Annotated in this window: 16 protein-coding genes, 1 tRNA gene and 1 pseudogene; 6 read left to right on the top strand and 12 right to left on the bottom strand. The window is 61.4% G+C overall.

What is annotated here, in order from left to right; all coding sequences use genetic code 11:
* The 12 genes and pseudogenes from J2Y39_RS20260 to J2Y39_RS20205 all read right to left on the bottom strand — a co-directional run.
* Entirely contained in the window at positions 1–348 is a 348-nt protein-coding gene (locus J2Y39_RS20260; protein WP_310219364.1) for a hypothetical protein, read from the bottom strand.
* A 22-nt stretch (positions 349–370) separates the two neighbouring features.
* Positions 371–1849 (bottom strand): PLP-dependent aminotransferase family protein, encoded by a 1479-nt coding sequence (locus J2Y39_RS20255; protein ID WP_310219363.1) that lies wholly within the window; start codon positions 1847–1849, stop codon positions 371–373.
* 27 nt (positions 1850–1876) lie between these two features.
* A complete protein-coding gene (locus J2Y39_RS20250) occupies positions 1877–3301 on the bottom strand; it encodes an L-lactate permease (protein ID WP_310219362.1) in 1425 nt (474 codons plus the stop codon).
* 15 nt (positions 3302–3316) lie between these two features.
* Positions 3317–3931, bottom strand: coding sequence for a glutathione S-transferase family protein (locus J2Y39_RS20245; RefSeq protein ID WP_095181070.1), 615 nt, complete (start codon positions 3929–3931; stop codon positions 3317–3319).
* On the bottom strand, positions 3928–5709 hold the full coding sequence (locus tag J2Y39_RS20240) for an FAD/NAD(P)-binding protein (protein WP_310219361.1): 1782 nt from the start codon (positions 5707–5709) through the stop codon (positions 3928–3930). The genes J2Y39_RS20245 and J2Y39_RS20240 overlap by 4 nt, the downstream gene beginning before the upstream one ends.
* Entirely contained in the window at positions 5703–6734 is a 1032-nt protein-coding gene (sbnB, locus tag J2Y39_RS20235) for a 2,3-diaminopropionate biosynthesis protein SbnB (protein WP_041477521.1), read from the bottom strand. Before sbnB ends, J2Y39_RS20240 begins: the two co-directional genes overlap by 7 nt.
* A 5-nt stretch (positions 6735–6739) precedes the next feature.
* Positions 6740–7714: a 2,3-diaminopropionate biosynthesis protein SbnA gene (gene sbnA, locus J2Y39_RS20230; RefSeq protein WP_310219360.1), complete on the bottom strand. Its 975-nt coding sequence runs from the start codon at positions 7712–7714 to the stop codon at positions 6740–6742.
* Between the two features lie 403 nt (positions 7715–8117).
* Positions 8118–8193, bottom strand: a tRNA-Phe gene (locus tag J2Y39_RS20225).
* A 91-nt stretch (positions 8194–8284) separates the two neighbouring features.
* Complete coding sequence (locus J2Y39_RS20220; protein WP_095181067.1) at positions 8285–8557, bottom strand: oxidative damage protection protein; 273 nt, start codon at positions 8555–8557, stop codon at positions 8285–8287.
* A complete protein-coding gene (mutY, locus tag J2Y39_RS20215) occupies positions 8554–9621 on the bottom strand; it encodes an A/G-specific adenine glycosylase (RefSeq protein ID WP_310219359.1) in 1068 nt (355 codons plus the stop codon). The genes J2Y39_RS20220 and mutY overlap by 4 nt, the downstream gene beginning before the upstream one ends.
* Entirely contained in the window at positions 9618–11834 is a 2217-nt protein-coding gene (locus J2Y39_RS20210) for an AsmA family protein (protein WP_310219358.1), read from the bottom strand. The genes mutY and J2Y39_RS20210 overlap by 4 nt, the downstream gene beginning before the upstream one ends.
* Before the next feature lie 78 nt (positions 11835–11912).
* Positions 11913–12130: pseudogene (locus J2Y39_RS20205) on the bottom strand (acetyl-CoA sensor PanZ family protein); the annotation flags it as partial.
* 228 nt (positions 12131–12358) lie between these two features.
* Between J2Y39_RS20205 and J2Y39_RS20200 the strand changes: the two are divergent.
* From J2Y39_RS20200 to hisF, 6 genes are all read left to right on the top strand, one after another.
* Positions 12359–14023, top strand: coding sequence for an OFA family MFS transporter (locus J2Y39_RS20200; protein ID WP_252868633.1), 1665 nt, complete (start codon positions 12359–12361; stop codon positions 14021–14023).
* A gap of 273 nt (positions 14024–14296) precedes the next feature.
* Positions 14297–14890 carry an imidazoleglycerol-phosphate dehydratase HisB gene (gene hisB, locus J2Y39_RS20195; RefSeq protein WP_016772125.1) on the top strand — a complete coding sequence of 198 codons (594 nt, stop codon included), beginning with the start codon at positions 14297–14299 and terminating at the stop codon, positions 14888–14890.
* Positions 14890–15528, top strand: coding sequence for an imidazole glycerol phosphate synthase subunit HisH (hisH, locus tag J2Y39_RS20190; RefSeq protein WP_056787225.1), 639 nt, complete (start codon positions 14890–14892; stop codon positions 15526–15528). The genes hisB and hisH overlap by 1 nt, the downstream gene beginning before the upstream one ends.
* Positions 15529–15789, top strand: coding sequence for a DUF2164 domain-containing protein (locus J2Y39_RS20185; RefSeq protein ID WP_056787227.1), 261 nt, complete (start codon positions 15529–15531; stop codon positions 15787–15789).
* Positions 15790–15831: 42 nt separating this feature from the next.
* On the top strand, positions 15832–16581 hold the full coding sequence (hisA, locus tag J2Y39_RS20180) for a 1-(5-phosphoribosyl)-5-[(5-phosphoribosylamino)methylideneamino]imidazole-4-carboxamide isomerase (protein WP_076565146.1): 750 nt from the start codon (positions 15832–15834) through the stop codon (positions 16579–16581).
* A gap of 93 nt (positions 16582–16674) precedes the next feature.
* On the top strand, positions 16675–17445 hold the full coding sequence (gene hisF, locus J2Y39_RS20175; RefSeq protein ID WP_016772122.1) for an imidazole glycerol phosphate synthase subunit HisF: 771 nt from the start codon (positions 16675–16677) through the stop codon (positions 17443–17445).
* Positions 17446–17457 lie beyond the last annotated feature (12 nt).

Here is a 17457-nt window from a genome sequence, read left to right as displayed (position 1 = left end):
CTATTGACTTGTGCGCTTGCCCTTCGACCTCTGCTCACGCACCCGTCCTTTGCGATAAATCCACAGCCCGAACACACCGATGGCCAACATGAACGCCGTCCAGAAGCTCTGCCACATGAACTCGAACCAGTATCGCCGAGGTTGCAGTGCCAAGGTGTAGGTGCTGCGCGGTCCGCGATTGTTGGTGGTGATGGAACCGCTGATCCAGCTTTCGATAAGCATGTAGATCGAAAGACACACGGCTAAGGCAATCAGCACGCCAGCGAGCACCGTCAGCCAGAATGTCCAGTGGCTCGGGCGATACGGCGGGGGATGCGGCAAGCGAATACGGGTTCTTTTCTGATTCATAAGCGAGGCTCGCGCAAGTCGGTCAGGAAACTGCCAGCTCTTGCAGCTGTTCAGTCGGCATCTGCCGCGGGCTCGTCGGGCGTGCGGCAAGGTGGGCGCATTCGGCGATCACCTTGAGAATGCCGATCACCGCCGGGGTCAGCGCAGTGCCGAGGCAGATGCGCACGCCTGTGGAAGCCTGGCCATCGGCGAAAAAGATCCCGCTGCCAGCCACGTGGCAACCACGCTCCGTGGCCAATTGCTGCAGCGCCGGCATGTCGGTGTGTGCAGGCATTTCGACCCAGTGGATGAAGCCGCCGCGCGGTGGCACATAGACGGTCCCTAACGGGAAATCCGTGCGCACCAGCGCTTCGACAAAACTCGCCAGCGAGGACAGTTGCGATCTCAATCTGGCGCAGTGTTCGTCCATGTAGCCACGGCCGATAAATTCATTGAGGACGTTTTGCGCAAGGCTGGAAACGGCCAGGTTGCGCGAAAACATCTGCGCGAGGATGGCATTGCGGTATTTGCCGGCCAGACACCAGCCGACGCGATAACCCGGCGCGATGGTTTTGGAAAAGGACGAGCAGTAGATCGTCTGGCCGCTGCTGTCGTAGCTCTTGAGGGCGCGCGGTCGATCAGCTTCGGGCACCAGGTCGAAGAAGATGTCGTCTTCGATGATCGGCACATCCGCTTCCCGGGCGATCCTGGACAGTCGCGCGCGCGCTTCGTCGGGCATGATGAAGCCACGCGGATTCTGCAGCGTCGGGTTGAGAAAAATCACCGCGACCTTTTTTTGCTTCAGGGCTTCTTCCAGATGATCGACATCCAGGCCCGTGCGGCCGTCGGTGCGGATCGGCAGGGCGCGCATGCCCAGGCGTTCGATGGTCTGCAGGATGCCGTAATAGGTCGGGGTTTCGATGGCGACTGTAGCGCCTTTCGACGCGACTGCTTCGAGGGCCAGTTCGAGAGCGATGGTGTCGCCCGACGTCACCAGAATATCGTCCGGCCCGCAGACTACACCGCGGGTCAGCATCAGCCCGGCGATGCGCCGTCGCAGCGCCGGCAGGCCGGGTGGCGCGACCAGACCGCTCAGCGCGTTGTCGGTCCTGGCGGCCAACACCGAGAGGCATTTGTTGAGCAGCACGTTGGGCGTGAGATCGCTGTGCAGGACGGCCGAATTCAGCGATGCGGTGGTGCGCGAGGCCGCCTCGGAGAGCATCGCAACCACCGCATGATTGACGTTGACGGTGACACTGGAAAAGTCGAAAGCGCCGGACGGTTTTGCCCGCCCTGATGCCGAGACGAAGTAGCCGACGCGCGGCACCGTCGAGACGTAGGCGTCGGCCTCGAGATCGGCCAGCGCCCGCTGCACCGTGGTGATGCTGGTCTCGAACATCCGCGCCAGAACGCGGATTGACGGCAGTTTCGCTTCGGCCGCCAGGTCACCGCTGTCGATCTGGCGAATAATCCAGTCCTTGACTATCCGCCAGCGCTTGTCCGGCAAATCAAACCTGTCCATAAGTTCTCTGTGATGATTCGAAACAATTCACAGAAAGTAGAGCAAAACGATCCCCGTTGCAGCAACTATGACGATGTTCAGCGCCACCAGACCGAAGGCGAAGCGGATCAGGCTGTTTTCTTCCTGGCGGTTGGCCCCGGCAAGTCCGGTGATCAATGACAGAATCGACAGCGAGCCAAGTGCGCCATGGCCGGCGGCGCTGTTGACCATTGCCGCCAGCCACGCCCCGTGTTCGCTGCTCAGCGCGGCAATGGACGGCATCACCAGCGTGTTGCCGCCGACGTTGGAGCCGGTGACATAGCCGGCAATCCCTGCCAGCAGGGCGATCGTTGGTGCCAGCGAAATACCCGACATGGATTGCAACGCGCTTTGCGCCTCGACGAGGAATCCAGCGTTGACCATCACCTGAGACAGCAGCAGGAACAGGAAGATTGTCGTGACCGGAAACTTCGCCCGGTTGAACAGCGCTTGCCACGAGAAACCCGCGCCCGCGGTTTGCCTGAACGCCATCAGCACGGTCACGATCAGCAGCGCCAGCCCTGGAGACGCCAGCGGCTTCCATGAAACGTGTTCGCCCCTGACAACCCACAGGCCATCCCAGCCCGACAGCACGAACAGTCCGCGCGACGCCACAATCACTCCCAGCAAGGCCAGATAAGGCCATGCCGCGCTCGGCCAGCGCACCAGTTTTTTCCGTTGCGCCCAGGAGATGCCCAGGCCGACGCAAGCCACGGCCAGCCCGGCCAGCACACCGGAGACTTCCGGGCCGAGCCACAGGTTGACGCCAAACAGCACGGCAACAAACAGGGCCGTCACGACAAGCAGCCCCAGCCACGCTGTGATCCTGCGGATGCCGGCCTGCCACAAGGCCAGCGACGCCAGGCAGAGGAACACTGGCGCGCTGATCAGCGCCGAATGGCTACCGAGGGTTTGCGCCGGCAAATGTGCCAGCAAGGCACCGATCACCGTTGCCAGACCCAGTGTGCCCCACGGCATGATGACCATGCCGGCGAGGGCAATTTTCATCCCCGATTGGCGAGTGAAAAGCCCCATCAGCAGCGGCACCGTGGCGATCAGCGAAACGCCGAAGCCGGTCATCGCTTCCAGCAGCGGCGCCAGGCCCAGCACGATGAAAATCACCTGCGCCGGGGGTGTCCAGCCGAGTTCCTTGACCCACGCGCCGATGGCCTGTGGCGCGCCGCCGCGCTCGACCAGAATGACGAAGGCCAGCCCCGGGACGATGACGCACGCGGTGCTGAGAAACAGGATCGTGGTGTCCTGAAAAATCGCCGAGGAGATCGCCGCCGACACCGGCCCGGCAGCGCCCAGCGCCCACAGCACCAGCACCAGCACCACACCGGCCAGCGCCGCTTGTACCGGCGGACGCCGGACGATCAGGATCAGCGCGATCACCAGCGCGATCGGTGACATTTGCAGCAAGAGAGAGCTCATAGCGGTTTCCTTGGCTTAATCGTGCGTCTGTCCGCTGTACTCGGTCGCCCGCATGGACGCGCGCTGGCAGAACGTCTGATACCACTCGCTCAGGCGTGTTTGCGCCGAGAAGTCCGAGAGTTGACGGAAAGCGATCCAGTCCAGCGCGGTCGCCAAGGCGATGTGGCCAACGGTGATCGGGCCATTGAGGTCGACGTGTTCTTCGATGAAGCGATACGCCTCCTTGAGTTTGTAGGCCTGGCCGTCCGCGTACGCCGGATAGCGCAAAGCCTCGGGGCGCCGCTCGACTTCCCAGCGCAGCTTGATGCCGACGTCGCACATGCCCTGCGCCAATGCCTGCAGGCGCAGCGCCTTGTAGCGCTCGGGGCCGCTGGCCGGGATGAATTTACGGCCGTTGCTCAGGTCATCGAGGTATTCGCAAATCACGATGGAATCGAACAGTGCGGTGTCGTCGGGCAGCATCAGCACCGGCACTTTACCCAAGGGGTTGGCCTGGTAAATGGTCGCGTTCGGTGAAGTCGGGCTGGTCTCGTGATGTATCACCTCAAGGCTCGATGCGATGCCAAGTTCGTGAGCCAGCACCAACACCTTGCGGGCGTACGGCGAATGCGTCTGATAGTAGAGTTTCATGCGCGAGTTCCTGTCTCAAGGATGGCGGTGGCGACTCGATGGGCGTCCATGAACAGCCGCGAAGGTGCGCCCGCCGAGGTGACGTAGTGGTTGTAATAGCAAGAGCCTTCGGCGAGCGGTCCCAGCACCCAGATGTCACGCACCGCTTCGCCGCTGTTCGACTTGGGGTTGGACGCCGCGTCGACATCGATGCCGTCGATGCCCGGCACATCGGTGCGTGGACGCACAAGGCCCAGGCGCGCGAGGTCGCGCACAGGTGCGCAGTCGCTGTGGCTGACGCCGCTGCTCTGGACGTAACCGGCGACTCGCTTGAAGTGTTCGATAGCCGGGCGTGAGCCGGGCTTGAGGAAGGTCAGCAAACCGGCATCACACAGCGCGAGCAGATCGGCGTGGCGCTCCTTTTGCGGGCCGGCGACCAGACGGTTGATCGCCTTGTGCCAGCGGCCATAGAACTGCCGATGCGAATCTTCGGTGAGCCCGTCGAAATCGACCGCCTCACGCAGCCGGTCGCGCAAGTCGCGCCAGACTTCGATGGCGGCTTTGATCGGCGACGCGCCGCGTCCCAGACGTGCTTCATGCAAGTCGGCTTCGAGGGTGTCGTAAATCCATGCGTGATAGTTGTAAGGCGTCACGCTGTCGGGCAGTGCGTGGCAGATCAGCTCCAGCGGACTGATTGCGCCGGCAATCGCTTCGAACTCGCGCAGCAAGGCTTCACAAGCGGCCACACCGGCAGGGCCGACAACGCTGACGGTTCTGAGCTGCTCAAGCAGCTGTTGCGGCGCTGAGGGTTTATGCAGGACGGCGACCGCAGCGGCACGCATCTCCAGCAGCATCAGCGGCAGAATGTCCCGTTCGAAATCCAGTCGGCGGTTGTGCGCGTTGACCCGCAACGATTCGATACGCTCGCTCGTGAGCAGCACGGCGCTATGGCGGGGGCAGCCGATCAAGCCATTGGGACGCGTGCGAAACGGCAGCCCGTCCCGCGACTGAATGAAGATCACCGGCTCCTGACCCGAAGGCTGGTAAGTGTGACTGCCATCAGCCATGGGTTTGTAGATCCCGCCTCTGCCAGCCGTCAGCGCCGCCAGGGTGTCCATGGCGCCCAGGCCCAACCCTTCGATCAACACCGTTTCGCCGGGCTCGACGGTGGTGAGGCTGCCCGGCAGCGGGTAAACGTTGTCGACCCGGTTCTGCCCCGCCAGGCGCAGGCGTCCGGTGTGGCCAACGGTCAGCACCAGACGATCCACCGTCACCGCAGCGCCGTCGGCGGTTAGCAGAAGGTATTGCTGATTCTCGTTGCGCTCGACCGCCGTGACCTGATGCCGATTCAGATTGACCGTGACCCAAGCGGGTGCGGTCGCGAGGATCCGCGAGAAGGCGTCGGCCAGATAAGCGCCGAGCAGGTGCCGTGGCAGAAAATCCTCCGGCTCGACGTCGCGACCGTCGGCGGCGAGCAGGCCGCTGTCGGGGTCAACCTTGACGCGCCGGGCTCTGCACCACGCGAGAAAGTCCGGCCCTGGTCGTTCCCGGGCGTCGGTCAGATCACCGAACGCTGCTGCGTCGGGAAATACCCCGAGCTGACCGGCGACGGTGTTGAGCAACAGGTAGTCCGGTTGATCGGGCCAGTGCGCGCCGCTGCCGAGCACGTTGGGCTCGAAGATGTCGATGACGACCGGTTGTTGCGGACGTTCCTCGGCGCGGCTCAACAGGCGCTCGAATACCGACAATCCGCGCGAACCGCAGCCGATCAGGCCGATGTGCACAGGCGCGTTCACCATCTGCGCTCCTCGCCAAAAAATGACGGGATGGCAATTGCCGTCCCGGCTGCCACCGCAATGTCGTGGATCATCCGGCCAATCGCGAGATCGAGAATGCCCATGCCGAATGGCGAATAGATCAGCGGTTTGTCTTGGGCGACATGCAGGTCACCGCGAATCAGCTGCGCCACTGTGCCGGTGACAAAGTCGCGATGGCCGTATTGCTGCTCGGCCAGATGCGGTGAGGTATTGGCCTTCAGGCAATGGGTGATGTCGTCGAAGTAGTTGTAACTTTCCTCGATGATTTCGGCGCCGATATCCCGCAGCGAGATGTTCAGAACAATCTGCCCCGGGCGGAACGTGCCCTGGCCTTTTACGTAGGGCTCGCCCGCGCTGGTGGCGAACACCACGATGTCGGCTGTCAGTGCGTCTTCGAGCGACAGCAGACGCACATCCGGCAGGCCCAGTTGTTCGCCAAATTCCGCGAGGGCTTGCGCCGATTCGGCGTTGAGATCGTGAATGCCCACGCTGTCGAAGGACCAGTCGTCCGCGACGAAAGTCTCGAGGATATTTCTTGAGATTACCCCGCCACCAATGATCGAAAGTGTCGCCGCGTGGCGGTTCTGGCCATTCAGCCACCAGGCACCCAATACCGCCGACGCCGCCGTGCGCACGGCACTGATCAGCGCACCTTCGAGCAGGGCGTAGGGATAACCGGTCTGCGGGTCGTTGAGAATCAGCACGGCAGATGCGCGCGGAATGCCTGACTTGATGTTGTCGGGATAACTGGCAATCCACTTGATCCCGGAGACGGATTGATCGCCCTCGCTGTCGACGATGGCCGCCGGCAGCGCAATGATCCGGTTCGCCGGTTGCGCAGGGAAACGCAAAAAGTAACTGTCGGGGTTAACGGTTTCGCCACGCTCGTGGGTCAGGTAGGTCTGCGCCACCATGTCGATGGTTGCATGCCGCAGCCCGTTGAGGATGTCTTTGACGACAGCGCCGGGGATGACGTGGAACGGCTGGATCGGATTCTGTGTGGTCATGAGGATTACGCCGAGAGTGCCAAAGCGATTTCAGGGAAAAGGGGCTGCAGTGCGGTTGCGCCGATCCGCTGGGTGACCCAGTCGTCGGAGTAGATGGTTTCGAGATAGCGCTCACCCATGTCGGGGGAGATCGCCACCACGACATCGTCGGGCCGGATATGCGGCGCCCACTGGCGGATGCCGGCGAGCACAGTGCCGGTGGAGCCGCCGAAGAGCAGGCCGTAGCGTTGCGCCAGCCAACGGCAGACCTTGATCGTCTGTTCCTCGGGAATCGACAGGAAGTCGTGAATGCCCGACGACTCGAATATCTCCGGCAGGCGGCTGGTGCCGAGCCCCGGGATATGGCGCGTGCCGCCCGGCAGGCCGAACGTCACCGAGCCGACGGTATCGACGGCAATGACTTTGGTCTGCGGATGATGTTCGGCGAAGTAGTTCTTGCAGCCCATCAGCGTGCCGGTGGTGCCCGCGCCGACGAACAGGTAATCCACCTGGGGAAACTTGCGCGCGATGGACCTGGCAGTCGCTTGATAGTGGGCGAGGGGGTTGGTCGGATTCTTGTACTGGTTGAGCCAGATGTAGTCGGCGTTGTCAGCGACCAGTTGTTCGATCAGGCGAATCCGCGAATTCAGGTAACCGCCGTTCTCGTCACGCTGATCGACCATGAGCATTTGCGCGCCAAGGGCGTGAATCAGCTTGCGGTTCGGCGCGGAAATATTCGGGTCGATTACGCAAACGAACTTGTAGCCCTTGGCGGCGCAGACCATGGCCAGCGCAACGCCCAGATTCCCCGATGAGGATTCGATAAGGCGGGTCTTGTGGTTGATCAGTCCGCGGACTTCAAGATCAGTGATCAGCGCGTGCGCGGTCTTCAGCTTGATGGAGCCGGCGGGATTCAGTCCTTCGATTTTCAGCTGGATCGTTGCGCTGCAAAGATCGCCGATCTGCACATAACTGTCTTCATTGATGAGTTGCTTGATCATACGTCGTCCGTTTCGCTCTTTTGCCGGGCGCACGGGGGCGCCAGCATTCATCCTGGAATGTTTGAAAAGCAGTAACTGCAGTCCGCCTGTGGGTTGGGTTCAGATTTTTTTGCTGGACAGGAAGTGACCTTGCGGGCGACGCCGATCGATTCAAAAAATCAGGTTTTGCGCTCTGAGGGCTACAGAAACCCAGAGTGTTGCGGGGCGCAAAGTGGAGCCAGTCATTGGCTCGCCAAGGCTTGCTTGAAGTATTGGCGAAACGCCATCTACACGGAGAGATACAGATTTCGGGTTTTTTCCAGTACAGCTGGAATCCGGGTGTATCGAAGGGGGAAGAGAGGAGGGGGGTCAAATCGCAGGCATAAAAAAACCCTGAATCTTGCGATTCAGGGTTTTCGGTATTTGGTGCCCAGAGACGGAATCGAACCGCCGACACGGGGATTTTCAATCCCCTGCTCTACCGACTGAGCTATCTGGGCAACGGGGCGCATTAAAAGGGTTTTTCGGATTTACGTCAACGACTTTTTGAAGATTTCTTAAATTAATTCCGTCGCTTACGAAATCTGCGGGTTATTCGGCTGGCGGCACGTAGCCTTCGGCCTTGGCGTATTCCTCGCCGGAGAAGTACTTGTCCATTTCGCCCTGCAGGTATTTGCGATCGTCGGCGTTCATCATGTTCAGGCGCTTTTCGTTGATCAGCAGGGTCTGGTGTTTCTGCCAGTCGGCCCAGGCCTTGGCCGAGACGTGGTCGAAAATGTCCTGGCCCTTGGCGCCCGGGAAAGGGGCGCGCTCCAGCGCGGGCAGTTCTTCTTTGTACTTGCGGCATATTACGGTGCGGGTCATGGCGACTCTCCTGCATTCAATACGGCGGCCGCGCGTTCGAGCAAGGTCTTGACCGGGGCAGCAAGGCCCAGGCGCGGCGGGGTGGCGAGGTTATACCAGAGCCAGTCGGCCTCGGCCACGTGATGGCTGGCTTCCTGCACCTGAACCAGCCACGGTTCGATGGACAACTGGAAGTGGCTGAAGGTGTGAATGAGGTTCGGCAGCGCCTGCTGCTGGCCCATGGTCAGCGAGTGTTGATCGGCCAGATGCTGCAGATCTTCCAGATCATCCAGTTCCGGCAGGCTCCACAATCCGCCCCACAGTCCTGTTGACGGGCGGCGGTAAAGCAGAATCGCGCCTTCGCCGTTGGCGAGCATCGGCATCAGCGTGCGTTTCTGCGGGATGGCCTTGCGTGGCTTGGGAATCGGATAACGTGTTTCCAGACCAAGTATGTGCGCTTCACAGCCACGCTTGAGCGGGCACAGCAGACAGCTCGGCTTGCTGCGCGTGCAGAGTGTGGCGCCGAGATCCATCATCGCCTGTGTGTAGGCGTTGACCCGATCGTGCGGGGTGAAACGCTCGGCGTTGGCCCAGAGCTGTTTGGCCACTTTTGGCTCGCCAGGGTAGCCCTCTTGCGCAGTGAAGCGCGCCAGCACGCGTTTGACGTTGCCGTCGAGGATCGGCGCGCGCAGGCCCATGCTGATGCTGGCGATCGCCCCGGCGGTGGACAGGCCGATGCCCGGCAGCTCGGTGAGTTTTTCCACGTCGCGCGGGAATTCGCCAGCGTACTGGCTGACGACGATCTTCGCGGTCTTCTGCAGATTGCGTGCGCGAGTGTAGTAACCCAGCCCGGTCCAGAGGTGCAGCACCTCGTCTTCCGGCGCTTCGGCCAGCGCTTCGACTGTTGGCAGCGCCGCCATGAAACGCTCGAAATAGTTGAGCACGGTGCTGACCTGAGTCTGCTGCAACATGATCTCGGACACCCAGACCCGGTATGGATTGATGTCCTGCTGCCACGGCAAATCGTGGCGGCCATGGCGGTCGAACCATTCCAGCACCGCCGTGGAAAACTGCTCCGCTGTCATCGCTTGAACAGCCCCTTCAATGCGTTTTTCAGTTCCGGACTGACTTTGTCGCCCAGTTTCTCGTCGATCTTTTCGCTGAGTTTGTTGCCGGCCATTTTGCTGGCGACCTGACCAAGACGGTCATTGTCGACACGGCAGGCCTTGGCGCCCAGTTCCAGCGGGCCACGGCAGCGCAGCGGCCACTCGATGCCGACGAACTTCTCGCCGACCTGACAGGCCGGGTCGGGCATGGCGCTGGTATCGCCCTCGACGATGATGCCGACGCGGTAATCCATGCCGAGCACGCGCAGGTCTATGTCGCCGTCACCGTTGACGGTCATGCCGGGGATGCGCACTTTCAGGTCGGGGTTGCTGGCGACGCCGTTGCGCACGGTCAGGTTGCCCTTGAGCTCCTCGAACGGCGTGTCCTTGCCCCGAGGCTCGCCGCTAAGGGTCTTGCGGTTGAGGGTGGCGATGCCTTTGCACAATTGCTGTTCGAGATTGGCGTTGAGCAGCACGCCGTTGTTGATGACGAAACTGGCGTTGCCGTTGAGCGTGTCGATCAGCGCCTGTTGGCTGTTGCCGCTGCCGGTGAGGCTGCTGGTCAGCGTCACCAGCCCTTTGACCGGCGGATTTTTGCCTTGGCTTTCGATGATTTTTTCCGCCGGCACGCGGTTGAGCCGGGTCTGCAGGTTCAGCACTGGCGCGCTTGGGCGCACGTCGAGTGTGCCGTTGGCGACGAAGCCGCCGTTGTACAGATCACCGCTCAGGTTAGTCAGCGTCAGCAAGCCGCCCTGGCCGGTGGCTTTGAGCGCGGCGTTCTGGATCGGCAGCTTGTCGAGGGTCAGTTGGCCGAAGGTCAGGTCGGCATCGACGTCGAGTTTGGCCAGGCGCTCGACCGGCAGCAGGCGCTCGGTGCTCCAGGCGGTTTTGCTCGGTTTGTCCGGCAGCGGCGTGGTGCCTGCGACGGCGCCGGCCTCGGTGCTGGCGACTTCGGCCTGACGGGTTTGCGTGGCGCTGTTGGCCTGAGCCGATTTCGGTGGCAGGTAGCGGTCGACGTTGAACGTGTCGGCCTTGAGAATCGCGCGCAGCGACTGTTTGGCGAAGTCCTCGACGGCGATGCGGCCACTGAAGCTGCTGTCATCGAGTTTCAGGTTGATGTTGTCGAACGACAGGCTGGTCGGGGTGGCCGCAACGCGGCTGACCAGTTCGACCTTGCTCAGGCTGCCTTCGCCCATCGCCGGCAGTGTCTGGCCGATACTGTCGACGAATTTCGCCAAATCGAACTGGGCGATGGAAATGCCGCCGCTGATCTGTGGCGTCTTGTCGAGGTCGTTGGCTTTCAACTCGCCCAGGGCGCGCAACTGGTTGGCGGAAATTTTGATGCCGGTCCATTCGGCGACGTTCGCTGCTTTATCCAGCAATAACTGCCCTTGAGCGGAGAAGGTCATGGTTTTGCCTTGCAGCGGATCGCCAGCGAGTTCGCCGGTCAGCTTCAAGTCTTCGAACTTGTAGCGTTGCAGGGCGCGCTCGAAGCGCAGCTCGCCGTTGAGCTCGGTGCGCACGCGCAGCACCGGTTGGTTGGTGCCGAGGAACGCGGTGGCTTTTACCGGGATATTGGTCGAGTCGTGCACCGGGCCGGTGCTCAACTGAATGCTTTCGGCACTGAACTGCTTGCCGGTCAGCTCATCGTTGTATTCAACGCGGGCGTTGTTGACGGTCAGACTGTCGATGTCGAGGCGGATCGGCTGCGCCGGTTTTTCCACGGCGACGGTCGGCTCGCTGGTGGTCGCGCCCGGTGTGGCGGGTGGAGTCGAGCCAGGCGCCACAGGCACCTTGCCGATGTCTTCCCAGTTGCCGTGGCCGTTCTTGTCGCGGTTCAGGCGCAGGTTGAGGCCTTCGACGCGCACGTCGCTCATCTGCACTTCGCGGCGCAACAACGGCAGCACGCGCACGGACAGGCCGAGCATCTGCAAGTCGGCAAACGGTTCGGCAGGCTTGGCCAGGGTGGCGACGCTGGCTTCGTGCAGTTCCAGACCAAGCCACGGGAACAGGCTCCAGCCGATATCGCCATTGAGCGTCAGCTCGATGTGGGCCTTGTCGCGGGCAATCTGGCGGATCTCGTCTTTATAGTCGTTGGGATCGAAGAGGTGGGTCAGGGCAAAGCCTGCCGCCACAATGATCAGCAACAGCCCGAGAAGTACCAGACCCAGGATTTTGCCGAACGCTTTCATGGGCGAGTCCTTGTAGTTAGTCGAATTGGTCATATGGCCGGGGAGTATAGCGCTGCCGGCGCCCGGTTCGGTGTGGCGTCATCTGCCGAGGGTCGGCGGCGGCACCTGCAACTTCGCCACAGGGCCTGCGCTTGAGGATGCCCGGCGGGCGCCAGAGGGCGCAATCCGGCCCCCGCTTGCGACGCCATTTTTTGCGCTTGGTTCACCCGTCGTTCAGTCACGCCCAGACGACGGGTAACTTTTCGCACGCATAAATGGGACAAGTAGCAAGCGGCGTGGTGCCTTTGCAGACGCGGGGTTGGCGGCTTCCCGAGTCGTACGAGAACAGATGACTTGAAAAAAGGTGATATCAGTTTGGTTTTTCTGTCACCTGAGAATGGTAACCTTCGCCAGTTCGTCCGCCCGTCTGCGACTTAACGTCGCGCCTTCAAGGAGCTTCACCTAAAAAAACGGTCATGCCTGCGTGCATAAGGCCGAGGGTGAGCAGTGGCTGGCGAACCATACTAACAATTGGGGGATACACAATGAGCACGAGCATCACGGCGGACGGCCTCAAAGCCGACCAGCCTGCGTTCCTGTCCAAGGAACGCATCATCGCCAAGCCCGGTTTCAACCGTTGGCTGGTTCCACCGGCCGCTTTGGCCATTCACCTGTGCATCGGCATGGCCTACGGCTTCTCGGTGTTCTGGTTGCCGCTGTCCAAGGCGCTGGGCGTTACCGCGCCGGTGGCTTGCGCGCCGGACATGAGCTTCATCGCACAGGTATTTTCGTCGAACTGCGACTGGCCGATCTCCATGCTCGGCTGGATCTACACGCTGTTCTTCATCTTCCTCGGCTGCTCGGCAGCGATCTGGGGTGGCTGGCTGGAACACGCCGGGCCTCGTAAAGCGGGCGTGGTCTCGGCCTTGTGCTGGTGCGGCGGTCTGCTGATTTCCGCGCTGGGTATCTATACCCACCAGATCTGGCTGATGTGGATCGGCTCCGGCGTGATCGGCGGTATCGGTCTGGGCCTGGGCTATATCTCGCCGGTGTCGACCCTGATCAAGTGGTTCCCGGACAAGCGCGGCATGGCAACCGGCATGGCGATCATGGGCTTCGGTGGCGGCGCGATGGTCGGTGCACCGTTGGCGACTGCACTGATGAGCCACTTCGCATCGCCAGAAGGCGTGGGCGTATGGCAGAGCTTCGTGGCCATGGCGGCCATTTACTTCGTGTTCATGATCGGTGGCGCATTGTCCTACCGCGTGCCGCCAACCGGCTGGAAGCCTGAAGGCTGGACCGCTCCGGCGAAGAAAGCTTCCAACGCCATGATCACCAACCGTCACGTCCACGTGAATGTAGCCTGGAAAACTCCGCAATTCCGTCTGGTCTGGCTGGTGCTGTGCCTGAACGTGTCGGCGGGTATCGGTATCCTCGGCATGGCTTCGCCACTGTTGCAGGAAGTGTTCGGCGGCAAACTGCTGGGCGTCGATGTGCCGTTCGGTCAGCTCGACGCTGGCCAACTGGCCTCGATCGCGGCGATCGCAGCGGGCTTCACTGGTCTGCTGAGCCTGTTCAACATCGGTGGCCGCTTCTTCTGGGCCTCGTTCTCCGACTACCTGGGCCGCAAGAACACCTACTTCGTGTTCTTCGCGCTGGGTTTTGCCCTGTACGCGCTGATTCCGAACATGGGCCATCTGGGCAACGTTGCGCTGTTCGTGGCGGCGTTCTGCATCATCCTGTCGATGTACGGCGGTGGTTTTGCCACCGTTCCGGCGTATCTGGCCGACCTGTTCGGTACACAGATGGTCGGTGCGATCCACGGTCGTCTGCTGACTGCCTGGGCCGCTGCCGGTGTGCTCGGTCCGGTGCTGGTGAACTACCTGCGTGAATATCAGTTGAGCATCGGCGTGGAACGCGCTGCCGCTTACGACATCACCCTGTACATCCTCGCCGGCCTGCTGGTTCTGGGCTTTCTGTGCAATCTGATGGTGCGCCCGGTGGCCGACAAGTACTTCATGACCGACGCTGAACTGGCCGCCGAACAGGCGCTGGGCCACGACAAAGGTGCTGACGCCAGCACCGTTCTGGAGTGGAAAGCGGCGCCGGGCACCAAGCCTCTGGCGATCGCGGCATGGCTGTTGGTGGGTATTCCGTTGGCGTGGGGTGTGTGGGTGACCCTGCAGAAGACGGCGGTACTGTTTCACTAAGGTGTTAGCTGAATAAACGCCGAACCTGTGGGAGCGAGCCTGCTCGCGAAGACGGAGCACCGGTCGACATCAATGTTGGCTGGCCTGCCGCATTCGCGAGCAGGCTCGCTCCCACATTTGTTTCTGGCATGCCTGTAATGGCTTGTATGGACATGTCTACCCGCGACAGCCGGGCGTTCTATCCGTCAGGCATCTCACCTCTCGTGTTTCTGTTTGCCTCCTGCGTGCCTATAATGGCTGCCTTTTTCGCCCAATGATTTTGCGGAGCTGGTGATGGCCGAACGTAAGGCGTCTGTCGAGCGCGACACTCTGGAAACCCAGATCAAAGCCTCGATCAACCTTGATGGCACCGGAAAGGCCCGATTCGATATCGGTGTACCTTTTCTTGAGCACATGCTGGATCAGATCGCCCGTCACGGGTTGATCGACCTGGATATCGAATGCAAGGGCGATCTGCATATCGACGACCACCATACGGTGGAAGACGTCGGTATCACCCTCGGCCAGGCGTTCGCCAAAGCCATCGGCGACAAGAAAGGCATCCGTCGCTACGGCCATGCCTACGTGCCGCTCGATGAAGCGCTGTCGCGCGTGGTGATCGATTTCTCCGGTCGCCCGGGCCTGCAGATGCACGTGCCGTACACCCGCGCCACCGTCGGTGGTTTTGACGTTGACCTGTTCCAGGAATTCTTCCAGGGCTTCGTCAACCACGCGCTGGTCAGTGTGCACATCGACAACCTGCGCGGCACCAACACTCACCACCAGATCGAAACCGTGTTCAAGGCTTTCGGCCGCGCCCTGCGCATGGCCGTCGAGCTGGACGAACGCATGGCCGGGCAAATGCCGTCGACCAAAGGCGTTTTGTAATGCAGACGGTTGCAGTTATCGACTACGGCATGGGCAATCTGCACTCGGTGGCCAAGGCTCTTGAGCACGTCGGCGCCGGCAAGGTGCTGATTACCAGCGACGCGAACGTGATTCGAGAAGCCGACCGTGTGGTATTCCCGGGCGTTGGCGCGATTCGCGATTGCATGGCGGAGATCCGTCGCCTCGGCTTCGACTCGCTGGTCCGTGAGGTCAGCCAGGATCGGCCGTTCCTCGGCATCTGCGTCGGCATGCAAGCCTTGCTCGATACCAGCGAAGAGAACGCCGGCGTCGACTGCATCGGCCTGTTTCCGGGCGCGGTGAAATTCTTCGGCAAGGATCTGCACGAAGACGGCGAGCACCTCAAAGTCCCGCACATGGGCTGGAACGAGGTAAAGCAGAAGATCAGTCACCCGCTGTGGCACGACATCCCCGACCTGGCGCGTTTCTATTTCGTGCACAGCTACTACATCGCCGCCGCCAATGCGCGTCAGGTTGTAGGCAGCGGCCATTACGGTGTCGATTTCGCCGCAGCGCTGGCCGACGGTTCGCGTTTCGCCGTGCAGTTCCACCCGGAGAAAAGCCATACCCACGGCTTGCAACTGCTGCAGAACTTCGCTGCGTGGGACGGTCGCTGGTAAATGGCTGTCAAGAAATCCAGACCGCCGATCCTGACCCTCACTCCCGAGCAGGAGAGCGAGGCCAATCGCAAGATCCAGCGGTTCATGGAAGACCGTTTCGAACTGGACCTGGGTTCGTTCGAAGCGGCGGAAATTCTTGAGCTGTTTACCCGCGAGATTGCTCCGCACTATTACAACAGGGCGATTTTCGATGTGCAGACCCACCTCAAGGAACGGTTTGAAAGCATCGAAAGCGACCTGTGGGCGCTCGAGAAAAACTGATTCCCGAGCCAAGCTGAACATTCCAATTTTAAGGTTTGCCAGATGCTGATTATTCCCGCTATCGATCTCAAAGACGGTGCCTGCGTACGTCTGCGCCAGGGCCGCATGGAAGATTCCACGGTGTTCTCCGATGACCCGGTGAGCATGGCTGCCAAGTGGGTGGAGGGCGGTTGCCGCCGTCTGCATCTGGTCGACTTGAACGGCGCGTTCGAAGGCCAGCCGGTCAACGGCGAAGTGGTTACCGCAATCGCCAAGCGTTACCCGACCCTGCCGATCCAGATCGGTGGCGGCATTCGTTCGCTGGAAACCATCGAGCATTACGTCAAGGCAGGCGTGAGCTACGTGATCATCGGCACCAAAGCCGTTAAGGATCCCGCGTTCGTCGCTGAAGCCTGCCGTGCGTTCCCAGGCAAGATCATCGTGGGTCTGGATGCCAAAGACGGCTTCGTTGCCACCGACGGTTGGGCGGAAATCAGCACCGTACAGGTCATCGACCTGGCCAAGCAGTTCGAAGCCGACGGCGTATCCTCGATCGTTTATACCGACATCGCCAAAGACGGCATGATGCAGGGCTGCAACGTACCGTTCACCGCTGCGCTGGCCGCTGCCACCAGGATTCCGGTGATCGCTTCCGGCGGCATCCATAACCTGGGTGACATCAAGTCGCTGCTCGACGCCAAGGCACCGGGCATCATCGGCGCGATCACGGGCCGCGCGATCTATGAGGGCACTTTGGATGTTGCAGAGGCTCAAGCTTTTTGTGATGGCTACGCGGCCAGCTCCAAGTTGTAAGCTGCAAGCTGCAAGTTAGAAACTCGACCGCGATCGGCTCTTTCCTGCAGCTAGTAGCTTGAAGCTTGCAACTCTTAATCGGAGATTAAGCCCATGGCGTTAGCCAAACGCATCATCCCTTGCCTGGACGTGGACAACGGCCGGGTCGTCAAAGGCGTGAAGTTCGAGAACATCCGCGACGCCGGTGACCCGGTGGAAATTGCCCGTCGCTACGACGAGCAGGGCGCCGACGAGATTACCTTTCTCGACATCACCGCCAGCGTCGATGGCCGTGACACCACGCTGCATACCGTCGAGCGCATGGCCAGCCAGGTATTCATCCCGCTGACCGTCGGCGGTGGTGTGCGTACCGTGCAAGACATCCGCAATCTGCTCAATGCCGGCGCGGACAAGGTGTCGATCAACACCGCCGCCGTGTTCAACCCCGAGTTCGTCGGCGAGGCCGCGCAGCATTTCGGCTCGCAGTGCATCGTCGTTGCCATCGACGCCAAGAAAGTTTCCGGTCCCGGCGAAACCCCGCGCTGGGAAATCTTCACCCACGGCGGGCGCAAGCCGACCGGTCTCGACGCAGTCGAGTGGGCGAAGAAAATGGAAGGCCTCGGTGCCGGCGAGATCCTCCTGACCAGTATGGATCAGGACGGCATGAAAAACGGTTTCGACCTCGGCGTGACCCGCGCCATCAGCGACGCGCTGGGCATTCCGGTGATCGCTTCCGGTGGTGTCGGCAATCTGCAGCATCTGGCCGATGGCATTCTCGAAGGTCATGCCAGTGCGGTGCTGGCGGCGAGTATTTTCCACTTCGGCGAATACACTGTGCAGGAAGCCAAGGCCTACATGTCGCATCGCGGCATCGTCATGCGCTAAAGCGTACAGGCC

It is taken from the genome of Pseudomonas sp. 2957, assembly GCF_031456345.1.
Lineage (GTDB): Bacteria > Pseudomonadota > Gammaproteobacteria > Pseudomonadales > Pseudomonadaceae > Aquipseudomonas > Aquipseudomonas siliginis.
This window is presented reverse-complemented; position numbering and strand designations above follow the sequence as displayed.

Bases quoted from the DNA above. Each gene is read 5' to 3' on its own strand.
- J2Y39_RS20210 (WP_310219358.1), bottom strand. From the start codon at position 11,834: ATGAAAGCGTTCGGCAAAATCCTGGGTCTGGTACTTCTCGGGCTGTTG.
- J2Y39_RS20200 (WP_252868633.1), top strand. From the start codon at position 12,359: ATGAGCACGAGCATCACGGCGGACGGCCTCAAAGCCGACCAGCCTGCG.
- hisA (WP_076565146.1), top strand. From the start codon at position 15,832: ATGCTGATTATTCCCGCTATCGATCTCAAAGACGGTGCCTGCGTACGT.
- J2Y39_RS20240 (WP_310219361.1), bottom strand. From the start codon at position 5,709: ATGGTGAACGCGCCTGTGCACATCGGCCTGATCGGCTGCGGTTCGCGC.
- hisH (WP_056787225.1), top strand. From the start codon at position 14,890: ATGCAGACGGTTGCAGTTATCGACTACGGCATGGGCAATCTGCACTCG.
- sbnA (WP_310219360.1), bottom strand. From the start codon at position 7,714: ATGATCAAGCAACTCATCAATGAAGACAGTTATGTGCAGATCGGCGAT.
- J2Y39_RS20250 (WP_310219362.1), bottom strand. From the start codon at position 3,301: ATGAGCTCTCTCTTGCTGCAAATGTCACCGATCGCGCTGGTGATCGCG.
- J2Y39_RS20255 (WP_310219363.1), bottom strand. From the start codon at position 1,849: ATGGACAGGTTTGATTTGCCGGACAAGCGCTGGCGGATAGTCAAGGAC.
- hisB (WP_016772125.1), top strand. From the start codon at position 14,297: ATGGCCGAACGTAAGGCGTCTGTCGAGCGCGACACTCTGGAAACCCAG.
- J2Y39_RS20260 (WP_310219364.1), bottom strand. From the start codon at position 348: ATGAATCAGAAAAGAACCCGTATTCGCTTGCCGCATCCCCCGCCGTAT.
- J2Y39_RS20220 (WP_095181067.1), bottom strand. From the start codon at position 8,557: ATGACCCGCACCGTAATATGCCGCAAGTACAAAGAAGAACTGCCCGCG.
- J2Y39_RS20245 (WP_095181070.1), bottom strand. From the start codon at position 3,931: ATGAAACTCTACTATCAGACGCATTCGCCGTACGCCCGCAAGGTGTTG.
- J2Y39_RS20185 (WP_056787227.1), top strand. From the start codon at position 15,529: ATGGCTGTCAAGAAATCCAGACCGCCGATCCTGACCCTCACTCCCGAG.
- hisF (WP_016772122.1), top strand. From the start codon at position 16,675: ATGGCGTTAGCCAAACGCATCATCCCTTGCCTGGACGTGGACAACGGC.
- sbnB (WP_041477521.1), bottom strand. From the start codon at position 6,734: ATGACCACACAGAATCCGATCCAGCCGTTCCACGTCATCCCCGGCGCT.
- mutY (WP_310219359.1), bottom strand. From the start codon at position 9,621: ATGACAGCGGAGCAGTTTTCCACGGCGGTGCTGGAATGGTTCGACCGC.